The sequence below is a fragment of the Microbacterium gilvum genome (assembly GCF_039543865.1).
GTDB lineage: Bacteria > Actinomycetota > Actinomycetes > Actinomycetales > Microbacteriaceae > Microbacterium > Microbacterium gilvum.
The window spans coordinates 124870-138806 of record NZ_BAABKO010000002.1; the positions used below are offsets into that span (position 1 = coordinate 124870).

At 72.5% G+C, this 13937-nt stretch carries 12 protein-coding genes; 4 read left to right on the forward strand and 8 right to left on the reverse strand.

What is annotated here, in order from left to right; translation table 11 throughout:
- Window positions 1–60: 60 nt before the first annotated feature.
- The 7 genes from ABD998_RS06410 to ABD998_RS06440 all read right to left on the reverse strand — a co-directional run bounded on the left by ABD998_RS06410 (window position 61) and on the right by ABD998_RS06440 (window position 9268).
- Entirely contained in the window at window positions 61–1353 is a 1293-nt protein-coding gene (locus ABD998_RS06410) for an allantoate amidohydrolase (protein WP_345437186.1), read from the reverse strand.
- On the reverse strand, window positions 1350–2579 hold the full coding sequence (locus tag ABD998_RS06415; RefSeq protein WP_345437188.1) for a pyridoxal-phosphate-dependent aminotransferase family protein: 1230 nt from the start codon (window positions 2577–2579) through the stop codon (window positions 1350–1352). The genes ABD998_RS06410 and ABD998_RS06415 overlap by 4 nt, the downstream gene beginning before the upstream one ends.
- Window positions 2580–2626: 47 nt before the next feature.
- Entirely contained in the window at window positions 2627–4219 is a 1593-nt protein-coding gene (locus ABD998_RS06420; protein ID WP_345437190.1) for an AtzH-like domain-containing protein, read from the reverse strand.
- Window positions 4206–5357: an acetamidase/formamidase family protein gene (locus ABD998_RS06425; RefSeq protein ID WP_345437192.1), complete on the reverse strand. Its 1152-nt coding sequence runs from the start codon at window positions 5355–5357 to the stop codon at window positions 4206–4208. The genes ABD998_RS06420 and ABD998_RS06425 overlap by 14 nt, the downstream gene beginning before the upstream one ends.
- Window positions 5358–5520: 163 nt before the next feature.
- A complete protein-coding gene (allB, locus tag ABD998_RS06430) occupies window positions 5521–6825 on the reverse strand; it encodes an allantoinase AllB (RefSeq protein WP_425562956.1) in 1305 nt (434 codons plus the stop codon).
- 38 nt (window positions 6826–6863) lie between these two features.
- The gene (locus ABD998_RS06435; RefSeq protein ID WP_345437196.1) at window positions 6864–7610 is read right to left on the reverse strand and encodes an aspartate/glutamate racemase family protein; all 747 of its coding nucleotides are present in this window, start codon (window positions 7608–7610) and stop codon (window positions 6864–6866) included.
- A complete protein-coding gene (locus ABD998_RS06440) occupies window positions 7610–9268 on the reverse strand; it encodes an NCS1 family nucleobase:cation symporter-1 (RefSeq protein WP_345437198.1) in 1659 nt (552 codons plus the stop codon). Before ABD998_RS06440 ends, ABD998_RS06435 begins: the two co-directional genes overlap by 1 nt.
- Window positions 9269–9429: 161 nt before the next feature.
- On the opposite strand from ABD998_RS06440, the gene ABD998_RS06445 reads away from it, so the two are divergent.
- From ABD998_RS06445 to pucL, 4 genes are all read left to right on the forward strand, one after another.
- A complete protein-coding gene (locus ABD998_RS06445) occupies window positions 9430–10032 on the forward strand; it encodes a helix-turn-helix domain-containing protein (RefSeq protein WP_345437200.1) in 603 nt (200 codons plus the stop codon).
- Window positions 10033–10143: 111 nt separating this feature from the next.
- Window positions 10144–10653, forward strand: a complete 510-nt coding sequence (gene uraD / locus ABD998_RS06450) for a 2-oxo-4-hydroxy-4-carboxy-5-ureidoimidazoline decarboxylase (RefSeq protein WP_345437202.1) — start codon at window positions 10144–10146, stop codon at window positions 10651–10653.
- Window positions 10653–10973, forward strand: coding sequence for a hydroxyisourate hydrolase (gene uraH / locus ABD998_RS06455; RefSeq protein WP_345437204.1), 321 nt, complete (start codon window positions 10653–10655; stop codon window positions 10971–10973). The genes uraD and uraH overlap by 1 nt, the downstream gene beginning before the upstream one ends.
- Window positions 10974–10976: 3 nt before the next feature.
- Window positions 10977–11894, forward strand: coding sequence for a factor-independent urate hydroxylase (pucL, locus tag ABD998_RS06460; protein WP_345437206.1), 918 nt, complete (start codon window positions 10977–10979; stop codon window positions 11892–11894).
- Between the two features lie 326 nt (window positions 11895–12220).
- Here the strand turns inward: pucL and ABD998_RS06465 are convergent, their stop codons facing one another.
- A complete protein-coding gene (locus tag ABD998_RS06465) occupies window positions 12221–13732 on the reverse strand; it encodes a nucleobase:cation symporter-2 family protein (protein WP_345437208.1) in 1512 nt (503 codons plus the stop codon).
- Window positions 13733–13937 lie beyond the last annotated feature (205 nt).

A 13937-nucleotide genomic window follows, 5' to 3' on the forward strand; every position in this document is an offset into this window, starting at 1 on the left:
CCCCAACATTCGCCCGCGTTGCCGCGATGTTACGGGTTGATCGGAGCCCTCCCCCGCCCCTCAGCCGCGCTCGGCGCCGCGATGGGCGACAGCCTCGGCGAGCGCGCGGATGCCGAGGGCGACGTCTCCTCCCGCCACCGACTCCGCGGGGTGGTGGCTGATGCCGTCGGGATTGCGCAGGAAGAGCATGCCGACATCGGTCAGGGCGCCGATCGACATCCCGTCGTGGCCGGCCGGACTGAAGAGGGTCGCGGGCTCCGCGCCCGCGACGGTCGCCCGGATGCCCGCGCGCACGACGTCCTGCAGCAGCGGAGCGCAGAACACGGCGGCTGCGCTGTGCACCTCGCGGGCACGCCAGCGCAGGTGGCGGCGGCCCATGATGGCGTCGAGCTCACGCGAGATCGCGTTCCACACCCTGTCGCGCTCGCCGTCGAACTCGCCGCGCAGATCGAGGCTGAAGCGCGCCTCGCCAGGCACCACGTTGACGGCGCCGGGGAACGCCTCGAGCTGCCCCACCGTGCCGATGATGTGGTGCTCGCCGGAGCAGATGCGCTCGACGGCGAGGGCCGCCTCGCTCGCGCCGAGCAGCGCGTCCCGTCGCATGTCGTAGGGCGTGCCGCCCGCGTGGCGCGCCTCCCCCTCGACGACGAGCTGGAACCGGCGCGCCGAGGCGATCGACGACACCACGGCGAGCGACTCGCCCCGGCGGTCGAGCTCCGGCCCCTGCTCGATGTGGGCCTCGAGGTAGCCGACGAGCTGGTCGGGTCGGCGTGCGGCCTCGCCGATGCGGCCGGGGTCGAGCCCGAACTCGCGGTACGCCTCGCGCAGCGACGTGCCGTCGGAGTCCTCGAGCTCCCACCACGCGTCGTCCCAGTCGCCTGCGACGGCCGACGATCCGAGCAGCGCCTTGCCGAACCGCGTGCCCTCCTCGTCCGAGAACGCCGCCACCTCGATGCCGAACGGGAACGGCGAGCGCCAGCCGTCGCCATCCGCGACGCGCAGCAGGCGCACGACCTCGATCGCCATGAGCACGCCGACGATGCCGTCGAAGCGGCCAGCGTCGATGACGGTGTCGAGGTGCGAGCCGAGCATGAGCACGGGCGCGTCGCGGTCGGCCGCGGGCAGCAGGCCGAGCTGGTTGCCCGCCGCGTCCTGCCGCGTCGTCAGGCCGACCTCGCGCATCCACTCCGCCGCGAGGCGGTTGACGCGGGCGTGCTCGGGCGAGAGGTAGACGCGCGTGATGGCGCCTTCGTCCGCGGTGACGCGGGCGAGCTCGTCGCACCGCGCCATCACGCGCCGCGCCGCCGTGAGCACGGCGTCGGGGGCGAGGTGCGAGAGCCGCCCGCCCGTCACGCGGCGGCCCCGCGGAAGACGTCGGCGGCGGCCTCGACGCCGCCGCCGGCCGGCACCGACGCGCCGAAGCGGCGCAGCACCGACTCGAGCGCGGCGAGCGTCGTGAGCACGGTGTCGCGTCGGGCGTTGTAGCCCATCGTGCCGATCCGCCACACGCGGCCGTGCAGCGGGCCGAACGACGTGCCGATCTCGATGCCGAAGTCGTCGAGCATCGCCTGGCGTGCGGCGTCGCCCGGCACTCCGTCGGGGATGACGACGGCGACGACGTTGTTCATCTTGTGCGCGACGTCGCCGAACACCTCGAGCCCGAGACCCTGGACGCCTGCCAGCATGGCGGCGCCCGCGACGCGGTGGCGCTCGATGACGGCCGTGCGCCCCTCGTTCAGGAGCACGGCGGCGCATTCGCGCGCCGCGTAGAGCATCGACGTGGCCTCGGTGTGGTGGTTGAGCCGGCGCGGCCCCCAGTAGTCGAGGATCATTCCGAGGTCGAAGTAGTTCGTGCGGATGAAGTCGGACGCGCTCTCGTCGGACTCCTCGCGGATGCCCGCCTCGACGCGGCGACGCGAGCGGATGACCTCGACGGCGCGGTCGGAGAGCGTGATCGGCGACGAGCCGCTGGGCCCACCGAGGCACTTCTGCAGGCCGGCCGTCGCGGCGTCGAGCCCCCACGCGTCCGCCTCGAAGGCGTTGCCGCCGAGCGAGGCGGTCGCGTCGGAGTAGAAGAGCACCCCGTGCGTCGCGCACAGCGCGCCGATCTCGTCGAGCGGCTGGTTCATGGTCGTCGAGGTGTCGCCCTGCACGAGGGCGAGGAGCGTGGGCTTGACGCGCACGATCGCCTCCTCGATGAGCGAGACGGGCACGACCTGCCCCCATTCCACCTCGATCGTGTGCACCTCGGCGAGCGCGCGCTCGGCGATCTCGGCGAGGAGGTGCCCGAAGCGCCCGAAGACCGGCACGAGCACGCGGTCGCCCGGCCGCACGAGCGAGACGATGGCGGCCTCGATGCCCGCGCGCGACGTGCCGTCGACGAGCAGGGTGGCGTCGTTCGACGTCGCCCACACCTCGCGGTAGAGCGCCTGCACCTCGCCCATGGCGCTCGTCATGAACGGGTCGTACTGCCCGACGAGCGGCGACGACATCGCCCGCAGCACGCTGGGGTACGCCGAGATGGGGCCGGGGCCCATGAGCAGACGGGCGGGCGGGTCGAGGGGGGCGATGCGGGTCATGGCGGTGCTTCCGGGGTCGGGGCGGGGTCAGGGGCGGATGGCGCGGCTCACGCCGCCGCCTCGGCGACGCGGCGCGCGAGGCGCACGAGGGCGATGTCGGTGCCGGGGCGCGAGACGAGGCAGACGCCGACGGGCGCGGGCCCGAGCGACGACGGCACTGTCAGCAGCGGGGCGGAGACGGCGGGCGCTCCCGCGACGGCGGCGGGCGTCGTCATGCGCAGGGTCGCGGTGCGGAGCGCGTCGACGGCCGCGCCGTCCGCCGTGCGCAGCGGGGCGGGCCCGGGCACGGTCGGCAGGAGCAGGGTCGCGTCGCGCAGCAGGCCGTGCAGGCGCTCCGCGAGGGGCTCGAGCGCCGCGCGGGCGGCGGTCTCGTCGTCGGCCGAGATCTGCGACGCGGCGCGGAAGCGGTCGGCGACGGCCGCCCCCGTCGAACCGGGATGGTCGCGCAGCCAGTCGCCGTTGTTGCGCCAGGCCTCGGCGCCCTGCACGACGCGGAACGGCTCCTGCCATCCGGCGAGGTCGCCGATCGACACGCGCTCGACGGGCGCCTCGAGCCGTGCGAGCAGGGCCTCGAAGGCGTCGCGCGTGGCCGGCTCGACGATGTCGAGCACCTCGATGGGCACCGCGAAGCGCCACGGCAGGTCGGCGCCCGATTCGCCGAGCACGCGCTCGGTCGACTCCGATCCGTCGTACGAGAGGCACCAGTCGACGACGCGCTGCAGCGTCGCGCCGTCGCGCGTGAGCCATCCGACCGTGTCGAACGACTGCGCGAGCGGCAGCATGCCCTGGCGTGGCACGAGCCCGTGCGTCGTGCGGATGCCCCACAGCCCCTGGTACGACGCCGGCACGCGGACCGATCCCGCCGTGTCGGTGGCGAGGCCGATGTCGGCCTGGCCGGTCGCGACGGCGGCGGCGGGCCCGCTCGACGATCCGCCGGGGAGCGCTCCGGGGAGCGCGCCGTTCGGCGGGGTGCCGTAGTGCGCGTTGTCGCCCGCGACGGAGTAGGCGAACTCGTCGGTGCGCGCGATCCCGCGGAGCGACGCGCCGCCGCGGAGCAGGTCGGAGACGGCGGGTGCCGTGCTCGACTCCGCCTTGACGGACTCGAGGTAGGCGGGGTTGCCCGCGCCGATGCGGTAGCCCTTGATGGCGAAGAGGTCCTTGACGGCGACCGTGAGCCCCTCGAGGGGGCCCTCCCACGCCCCCTGGAAGAGCGGGTCGCCGACCGTGCGCCAGATGGCGCGGTTGAACGCCTGCGGCCGGGGCGAGACGTGCGCGGCCGTGATGCGCCAGCCGTCCGCCGTCTTCTGCCACACCTGCGTCTGCAGCCCGCGGCCGCCGATCGCGAAGCGCGACACCGAGACCAGGAGCGCGACGTCCTCGCCCAGCGGCCGGTGCTCGATGCGCTCGATGACGCGCGACGAGACGCCTCCGCGCAGCGACCGGAAGGCGCTGATCGCGTCGTGCCCGACGAGGAGGCCCGCGTCGTCGCCGCGCATCGTCCCCGCGCCCGGCGCGAACCATCCGTCGAGCGCGTCGAGGTCGTTGTCGAGGATCGCGCGCTCGTAGGCGAGGAAGGCGTCGAGCAGGTCGGCGGGCACGCCGTCGGTTCCGGGGATGGCCATGGCCTCAGTCTCGGTCACGGGGCACCTCCGCGAAGTCGGACGCGCGGATGCGGGCGTGCACGCCGCTGACGACGTCGACGACCTGGGAGATGTCGAAGTCGGTCGCCGCGGAGAGGTACGCGTAGGCGAGGTGCTCGTCCATGCCCCATCGGGCCTGCAGCAGCGACAGCGCCGCCGCGACGCACTTGCGCATGGCCTCGTCGAGGTCGAGGTCGATGCCCGTGGGGACGAGGTAGTCGGCCGTCCGCACGAGCGGACCCGTCACGATGCCGAACTCCGCCGCCGCGTCGGCGGCGGGCACGACGTCGAACGTCAGCGTCGCGCGCAGCGACGCCTCCAGCGCCGTGAGCGCCACCTCGCCGTCGCCCTGCGCGAAGTGCGGGTCGCCGACGTAGGCGAGGGCGCCCTCGACCTGGACGGGGAGGTAGAGGACGCTGCCCTCCACGAGCAGGTTGATGTCGATGTTGCCGCCGTACTCGGCCGGCGGAACGGAATGCGGACGCTCGTCGCTCGCGGGGGCGACGCCCATCGTGCCGAGGAACGGCGCGAGCGGGAAGGCGATGTCGCGGCGCCCGCCCTCCGTCGCCGGCAGCGTTCCCACGAGGCGCCCTGCGCGCTCCTCGACGGGCGCGAAGACGCTGACGGTGGCTCCGGAGCGGGGCAGCACGGCGGGCAGCGCGCCCTTGCCGTGGCGGTTGGAGATGACGCCGTACGGGACGCGCGGCTGCAGGCGGCCGACCGTGATGCGCAGGAGGTCGCCGGGCGCCGCGCCCTCGACGCGGATGGGGCCGGTCACGACGTGCGGGCCGTCGGCGACGACGTCGCGCGGAGACCGGGCGGCGATCGCCACGGCGTCGTCGAGCACGGCCGCGCGGTCGACGCCGTGGCCCGCGAAGAAGGCGACGGGGTCCTGGCCCTGGTCGGGGAGGATGCCCTCGTGGCTGACGGTGTCGACGACGACGGTGTCTCCGGCCGCGATCGTGAGGACGGGCGCGTCGCGCTGCGACGGCAGCCGGCCCCACAGGACGGTGTCGGGCCCTGCGGGCAGGTAGGTCGCTCCCTCGGGCACATCGGCGCCGGGCTGCAGCACGGGCAGGTCGGCGAACACGGGCGGCGTCGCGCCGACGCCGAAGCGGTTGTCGTCGATCGCGCTCATGCCGTGCGCTCCTCTCCAGCGGCCATCCGATTGCCCAGCGCACACCCGATTCCCGACATTCGCGTGGCCTCTCGGCCAACGGATATCCGTTGGCCGAGAGGCCACGCGAAAGCGCGAGAACGGATGCGGGTTCGGCACGCGGATGTGGGTTCGCCGATCGCGCTCACGCGAGCACCTCCCGTCCGTCGCGGGCCAGCACCCCGTCGGCGCGCGTGTACACGCGCGCGCCGTGCAGCCAGGTCTCGCGGACGATTCCGCGCAGGCGCGCACCCTGCCACGGCGACATCCGGTTGCGGTAGTGCAGGTCGTCGAGCTCGAGCGTGTGCTCCGCATCGGGCTCGAACACCGCGAGATGGGCGGGGGCGCCCGGCGCGATGACGCCGCGGTCGGCGAGGCGCACGATGGCGGCGGGGCCCGTCGTGAAGCGCGGCAGCACGTCCTCGAGCGGGATGCCGCGGCGGTGCGCCTCCGTCCACACGGCGGAGAGCCCCGTCTGGACGCCGGCGATCCCGCCCCATGCAGTGCCGAGGTCGGGGTCGTCCTTCAGCTCGGCAGTGGCCGGGGAGTGGTCCGAGACGATGGCGTCGATCGTGCCGTCGAGCACGCCCTCCCACAGCAGGTCCTGGTTGGCGCCGTCGCGGATGGGCGGGCAGCACTTGAACCGGCCCAGCCCGTCGGGCACCTCCTCGGCGCGCAGGGTGAGGTAGTGCGGGCACGTCTCGACCGTGAGGCGCACGCCGTCGGCCTTGGCGGCGCGCACGAGGTCGAGAGCCTCGGCGGCGGCGACGTGCACGATGTGCGCACGGGCGCCCGTGCGACGCGCGGCCTCGATGACGAGGCGGATGGCCTCCACCTCGGCACGCGGCGGTCGCGACGCGACGAAGTCGGTGAAGACGGGGCCCGCGGCATCCGTCAGGTACTCCTCCAGCTCGGCGTGGGCGATGAGGAGGCCGTCGTGCGCGGCGAGCTCGGCGAGGGCGCTGTCGAGCTGTGCGGCGTCGAGGTGGCCGAACTCGTCGATGCCGCTGGGCGCGAGGAAGCACTTCACGCCGACGACGCCCGCATCGAGCAGCGCTCCGAGCGCGCCGAGGTTCTCGGGCACGGCGCCGCCCCAGTACGCGACGTCGACGGCGAGCTGCGTGCGGGCGGCGTCCCGCTTCACGGACAGCGCCTCGGGCGTCGTCGTGACGGGCACGGAGTTCAGCGGCATCTCGACGAGCGTCGTGATGCCGCCCGCCGCCGCGGCGGCCGTTCCCGTCGAGAAGCCCTCCCAGTCGGTGCGGCCGGGCTCGTTGAGGTGCACGTGCGTGTCGACGAGCCCCGGCAGCAGCACCTGGTCGTCGGCGAGGACGACGTCGGCGTGCTCGTCGAACGCGTCGACGGCGACGATGCGTCCGTCGGAGATGCGGACCGTGGCGGGCGAGAAGGCCCCGTCGAGGAAGACGCGCAGAGCGGCCACGGACGAGATCGGGGCGGGGTGCGGGGTGCGGGGCGGTGCGGTGGTGCTCACGCGATCACGCTAACCGCGGAGGATGTCCCGGATGTTTCGCGCTGCGGCGGGAAGGCGTACTCGTCGCGCTTGCTCGTGCCCACGGCCATCCGCACCATGCCGGACGCGAGGCCGACGGCGGCCGCGACGCCGTCGACGACGGGCGCGCCCACGACGGCCGTGAGGCGCGCGCAGAGGTCGGCCATCCCCGCGCACCCGAGCACGACGGCGTCGGCGCCGTCCTCGCGCACGACGCGCTCGCACCATCCCGCGATCCGCTCGAACGCCGCCGATCCCGTGTCCTCGAGCTCGAGGACGGGGATGCCCGTGCCGTAGGCGGCGACGCGCGCCCGCTCGAAGCCGTACCGCTGCACGAGGTCGTCGGCGCGGCCGAGCGTGCGCGAGAGGGTCGTGACGATGCCGAAGGTGCGGCCCGTGAGGGAGGCGACGTGCATGGCGGCCTCGGCGATGCCGACGACCGGAACGCCGACGAGCTCGCGGGCGGCGTCGAGGCCCGGGTCGCCGAAGCACGCGATGACGTAGGCGTCGCTGCCGCCCGCGCGCTGGTCGCGCTCGACGAGGTCGACCACGGCGGCCGCCGCGCGGACCTCGTCGTAGTGGCTCTCGATGGCCGACGGCCCCTCGCCGTCGGCCGGGCACACGGCCGCGATCTCGACGTCGGGGGCCGCGACCCCCCGGGCCGCGTCCGCGATCTTCGCGGTCATGGCCCGGGAGGTGTTGGGGTTGATGAGGGTGATGCGCATCAGCGGACCTGCAGGGAGCCTTCCGTCTGGTCGGCCACGGCCACGGAGGCGGTCGCGGTGTCGGGGTACCCCTCGAGGACGTCGGGTGCGGTGCCGTCGGAGACGCCCTCGGCGTCGCCCTCGAGGGTCGGCACCCGGGGGTTCCGGCGCTCGAGGAGCGTGAAGAGCGCGAAGCCCAGGCCGCAGCCGATGAACCACGTGAAGTCGCCGATCGAGCCCCACCCGGCGTCGATCACGCCCGCGAAGACGAGCGACTTCGGCACGATCGCGAGGAGGATGGTCGGCACTCCGGCGCCCACGATCGCCCACATGGCGTTGGGGTTGTAGCCGCGGCGGTACCAGTAGGCGCCCTGCTCCGACATCGTGTACATCTCGTCGACCCTGATGCGCTGCTTCGACACGACGTAGTAGCCGGCGATGAGGATGCCGAACAGGGGGCCGATGAGGGCGGACAGGATGCCCAGCGAGTAGTGGATGGCCTGGTCGTTGGAGTACCAGTTCCACGGCGTGAGGAGGACGGAGCCGACGGCAGCGATCATGCCGCCCATGCGCCACGAGATGCGGTGCGGCGCGACGTTGGAGAAGTCGAACGCGGGCGAGATGAAGTTCGCGACGATGTTGATGCCGACCGTGGCGGTGACGAAGGTGAGGCCGCCCAGCAGCACCGCGAACCAGTGGTCGATGCGCTCGACCGTGTGGATGGGGTCGGTGATGAGCTCGCCGAAGACGGGGACCGTGGCCGATGCCGTGAGCACCGTGAGGATCGAGAAGAAGAGGAAGTTGATCGGCAGCCCCCAGAAGTTGCCGCGCTTGACGGCCTGGAAGCTCTTGCCGTACCGGGCGAAGTCGCCGAAGTTGAGCATGGGGCCGGAGAAGTACGAGACGACGATCGCGACGGCCGTGAGCATGACGGGGATCGATGCCCAGAAGTCCAGCGGCTCGCCGCTCGAGAGGTCGAGGCTGATGTTCTCCCAGCCCGCCTGGCTCACGAGGTACACCGCGAGCACGATCATCACGACGTAGACGGCGGGGCCGGCGAAGTCGATGAAGCGGCGGATGGCCTCCATGCCGTTCCAGAACACGGCCGCCTGCGCGACCCAGAGGATGGCGTAGGAGATCCAGCCGAGGGCGTCGAGGCCCAGGAAGCTCGGCTCGAGCAGCGCGGCGGACGCCGGGATGAACTTGAGGAACACGATCGTGAGCGACTCGGCGGCGAGGTAGGTCTGCACGCCGTACCAGGCGATCGCGATGACCCCGCGGATGATCGCGGGCACGTTCGCGCCCTTGATGCCGAACAGGAAGCGGTTGACGACGGGGTAGGGGACGCCCGTGCGCTGGCTGGGCTTGGCGACGAGGTTCGTGAAGAACTGCACGATGCAGATGCCGACGACCAGGGCGATGAGCACCTGCCAGCTCGCGATGCCGAGCGCGAAGAGCGAGCCGGCGGTGACGTAGCCGCCGACGGAGTGCACGTCGCTCATCCAGAAGGCGAAGATGTTGTAGCTCGTCCACTTCTGCTTCCGCAGCGGGGCGAGGTCCTCGTTGGCGAGGCGCGGGTCGTAGCCGGGGCGCATGTTGCCCGAGCCGACGGGGAGACCCGCCGCCTCGACGATGTCCTGAGGGCGGGTGAGGGGCTGGGGGGAGCTGCTCTGCGACACGGGAGTGCCTTTCGAGAGGAGGGATGCTGCGTCGTGGGTGGTGCTCCGGCGGGAGCGGGTGCCGGACGGAGAGGCGTGACTGTGAAGTTATCGCTTCACGTTTCCCGCGCGGTGTCCCTCGTGTTTCGGGGGTGTAAATCCCGCGCCGCTAGCATCGCCTCGTGACCTCAGGAGCCGCCGCCCCCGACCCGCGCGCGCTCGTGGGCCGCCGGCTCCGCGAGGCACGTGCTCTCACGGGCCTGTCGGTATCCGCGCTCGCCCGCCGCCTCGGCATCTCGACGAGCGCGGTGTCGCAGATCGAGCGCGGCGTCATGCAGCCGAGCGTCTCGCGCCTCATCGCCATGACCGATGCCCTCGGCGTGCCGCTCGCGACCGTGCTGTCGGGCCCGGCGTCGACCTCGCCGACGGGCGCCGAGTACGCCGTCGAGCGCGCAGGCGACGCCGCGTACCTCGAGCTCGGCGGCGGCGTGACGTTCCGGCGGCTCACACCGGGCGACAGCCCGGGCGTGGACTACTTCGAGTCGGTCTACCCGCCCGGCAGCACAGCGGCGTCGAAGGACCAGCTCTTCCGCCACGAGGGCTACGAGGTCGGACAGGTGGTGTCGGGCGAGCTCACGATCGACTTCTCCGACGAGATCGTCGTCCTCGGCGCGGGCGACACGATCAGCTACCCGTGCGACAAGCCCCACCGGCTGCACAACACCGGTGCGGACCCCGTCGTCGCCCGCTGGCTCATCGTGCACCCGGCCGACCCCCGTCGTTGAGCGAGCCGCCCGACCCGTCCCCGGCCATCCCGCCCCGGTGCCGGTCCGGCCCCGGCCATCCCGCCCGCCCTGCGTAACCGACCGGAAACGCCCCCGGGCTAGCCTGGCGGCATGCTCCTCGATCAGTTCAACAGCGCTCCCGGCGACGAGGCCGCGGCGATCGCGAAGGTCTGGGCGGATGTTCCGGCGTGGGTCGACTCCCTCGTCTCCGGCCGCCCGTACGCGTCGGTCGACGCCCTCGTCGACGCCGCGTCGACGGCCGCCGCGACGTGGGGGCGGGCCGAGCTCGACGCCGCTCTCGCGCAGCATCCGCGCATCGGGTCGTCGCCGACCGGCGCGTCGGCCGAGGCGGCCGCATCCCGCCGAGAGCAGGCGTCGATGGCGGGGGCGTCCGACGAGGTCGCGAGCCGGATGGCCGAGGGCAACGCCGCGTACGAGGCGCGGTTCGGACGGGTGTTCCTCATCCGCGCGGCCGGACGCTCAGCCGAGGAGATGCTGGCCGAGCTCGACCGGCGCCTCGCCCAGGACGACGAGGCCGAGGTCGCCGAGGCGTGCGCGCAGCTCGCCGAGATCGCCGTCCTGCGCATCCGCCAGCAGTTCGCACCGGCCGAGGAGGCCTGATGCCGCACCTGACCACGCACATCCTCGACGCCGCGACCGGCACGCCCGCGGCGGGCGTCGCCGTCGCTCTGGCCACGGCGGCGGGCGATCCGGTCGCTGCAGCCGAGACCGACGCCGACGGCCGCGCCGGCCTCGGCCCGGAGCGTCTCGCGCCCGGCGACTACACGCTGCGCTTCGAGACCGGCGGCTACTTCGCCGCGCAGGGCGTCGACGCCTTCTACCCGTTCGTCACCGTGACGTTCCGCGTGACGGGCGATCGGCACTATCACGTGCCGATCCTCCTGAGCCCGTTCGCGTACTCCACCTATCGAGGAAGCTGATCCATGAGCGACGTATCTGTGCACCTGGGGCCGAACAAGTACGGCAAGGCCGAGAACCGGCTCGTCCGCATCACGCGCGACGGCGACCGGCACGAGATCGAGGATCTCAACGTCACGTCGCAGCTGCGGGGCGAGGCGTTCGCCGGCTCGTTCTTCACGGGGGACAACTCGCGGATCATCGCGACCGACACCCAGAAGAACACCGTGTTCGCCTTCGCGAAGAAGCACGGCGTTGGCTCGCCCGAGCGGTTCCTGTCGCTGCTCGCCGAGCACTTCACGACCGAGTTCGACTGGGTCGAGGGAGGGCTGTGGCAGGCCGAGCAGTACGCGTGGGAGCGCATCGTCGCCGGCGGCGCCGAGCACGACCACTCGTTCGTGCGGAAGGGCCAGGGCACGCGGCTCGCGACCGTGCAGGTCGTCGACGGCGACACGCACGTGACGGGAGGCGTGAAGGACCTCGTCGTGCTGAAGTCGACCGGGTCGGAGTTCTGGGGGTACCCGAAGACGGAGTACACGACGCTGCCCGAGACGACCGACCGCATCATGGCGACGTCGGTGACGGCGCGCTGGCGCTACCTGCCGGAGGCGGTCGCGGAGGGCGTCGACTACGACGCCGTCTACGAGGAGGTGACGGCCGTGCTCCTCGAGCAGTTCGCCGTCGTGCACTCCCTCGCATTGCAGCAGACGCTGTTCGAGATGGGGAAGGCGGCCATCACGGCGCGGCCCGAGCTCGCCGAGGTCCGCTTCGCGATGCCGAACAAGCACCACTTCGTCTATGACATCGCGCGCTTCGGCCTCGAGAACGACAACGAGGTGTTCATCGCCGACGACCGCCCCTACGGCCTCATCGAGGGCACCGTCGTGCGCGACGGCGCCGCCGACGCTCCTGCGGCCTGGATGGACGTGCCCGGCTTCATCTGACGCCCGTTTCGCCCCCCTTTCCCCCTTTCGACCCGGTCGGCCATCCTCCGGCCCCGGCGTTCCTTCTCGCCCAGGTCGCAGTTTCCGTCCTCCAACGGCCGTTTCAGGACGGAAACTGCCACCCCGGCGAGAGGCCCCGGCGCCCAGGTCGCACTTCGCGGCCTCAAACCGCCATTCCAGGACGGGAACTGCCACCCCGGCGAGACGCACAGCCGCCCAGGTCGCACTTCGCGTCCCGAAACCGCCGCTCCAGGACGGAAACTGCGACTCAGACGGGAATGCCCGCGACGGGATGGCCACGGCGGGATGGCCACGACGGCGCCGGGTCAGCGGCCGGGGTCGCGCTCCGGGACGACCACGTGGGCGTCGACCGGGTTGCCGTCCTTGTCGACGGCGGCCAGCTCGGTGCCATCGCCGTCGCGGAACTGCACGGGGATGAGACCCGTCCCCACCGCTTCCGGGTGGATGAGCGCGATCGCGGCGGTCGACCGCACGCCGTCGTACGATCCGACGGCCGGATCCTCTCCGTAGCGCGCCTTCGCCGACCGCGAGTTGAGGAGCAGGTTGAGCAGGATGGCCGCGATGGCGCCGGCGGAGATGCCCGAGTCGAAGATGAGCGTGAACCAGTCGGGGAACCGCGCGTAAATGTCCGGCGTCACCGTCGGCAGCAGCGCGATCCCGACCGACAGCGCCACGACGAGCACGTTGCGGTTGTCGAAGCGCACCTTCGCGAGGGTGCGGATGCCGCTGGCCGCGACCATCCCGAACAGCGCGATGCCCGCGCCGCCGAGGACGGCGCGCGGCACGCCCTCGACGACGGCCGACACCTTCGGAAGCAGACCGAGCACGACGAGGATGGCCCCCGCCATCGTCGCGACGTAGCGCGAGCGGACGCCCGTGAGCGAGACGAGGCCGACGTTCTGCGCGAACGCCGTGTACGGGAACGTGTTGAACACACCGCCGACGACGGTGCCGAGCCCGTCTGCGCGCAGGCCGTCGGCGAGCTGACGGCGCGACACGGGCTTCCCCACGATCTCGCCGACCGCGATCATGTCGCCCGTCGTCTCCGTCATGATGACGAGGCCGACGATGAGCATCGAGACCACCGAGGCGGCATCGAACGTCGGCAGTCCGAAGTGGAACGGCGTGACGAACCCGAACCAGGCCGCCTCCCCCACGCCCGACCAATCGACCATCCCCGGCACGAACAGCGCGGCGACCGTGCCGGCGACGAGGCCGAGGAGCACGGAGACCCGCGCGAGAGCGGCCGGCGCGAACCGCTCGATGAGCACGATGAAGAGCAGCGTGCCCGCGGCGAACGCGATGCTCACGGGGTCGGCTGCGCCGTCCTCCGCGTTGTTCACGATCCAGCCGGCGGCGACATCCATGAGAGACAGGCCGATGATGAGGATGACCGTGCCCGTGACGATCGGCGGGAAGAACCGCAGCAGCTGTGAGAAGAACGGGGCGACGACGATCATGAACACGCCGCAGGCGATCGTCGCGCCGTAGATCGCCGTGATGCCGTGCTGGGTGCCGATCGCGATCATGGGCCCGACCGCCGCGAAGGTCACGCCCTGCATGAGCGGCAGACGCACGCCGAAGCGCCAGAACCCGATCGACTGCACGAGCGTCGCGAGTCCCGCGACGAACAGGTCCGCGCTGATCAGGTAGGCGAGCTCCGCCTGGGTCAGCCCGAGCGCGCCGCCGACGATGAGGGGCACCGCGACCGCACCCGCGTACATCGCGAGCACATGCTGCAGCCCGAGCGGGAACAGCCGGGCGAGCGGCGGGACGGAGTCGACGGTGTTCGCGTCGGAGCGCGCAGAAGCGGACATGCCGCGACGCTATCGACGCCGTGTTGCCCGCTCATTTCGTGAAGGAGTCGCTTCAATGTCGGCCGCCGGGTACCAACCCGTTCCCTTTTCCGCCTGCCGCCCCGTTCGCCAGTGCGGATGTCGACCGCGCGCCGATTCGCCAGTGCGGATATCTGCCTGTAACCGCTTCCACCCCTTCATCCGCACTGGCGAAGCGCGACGGAGG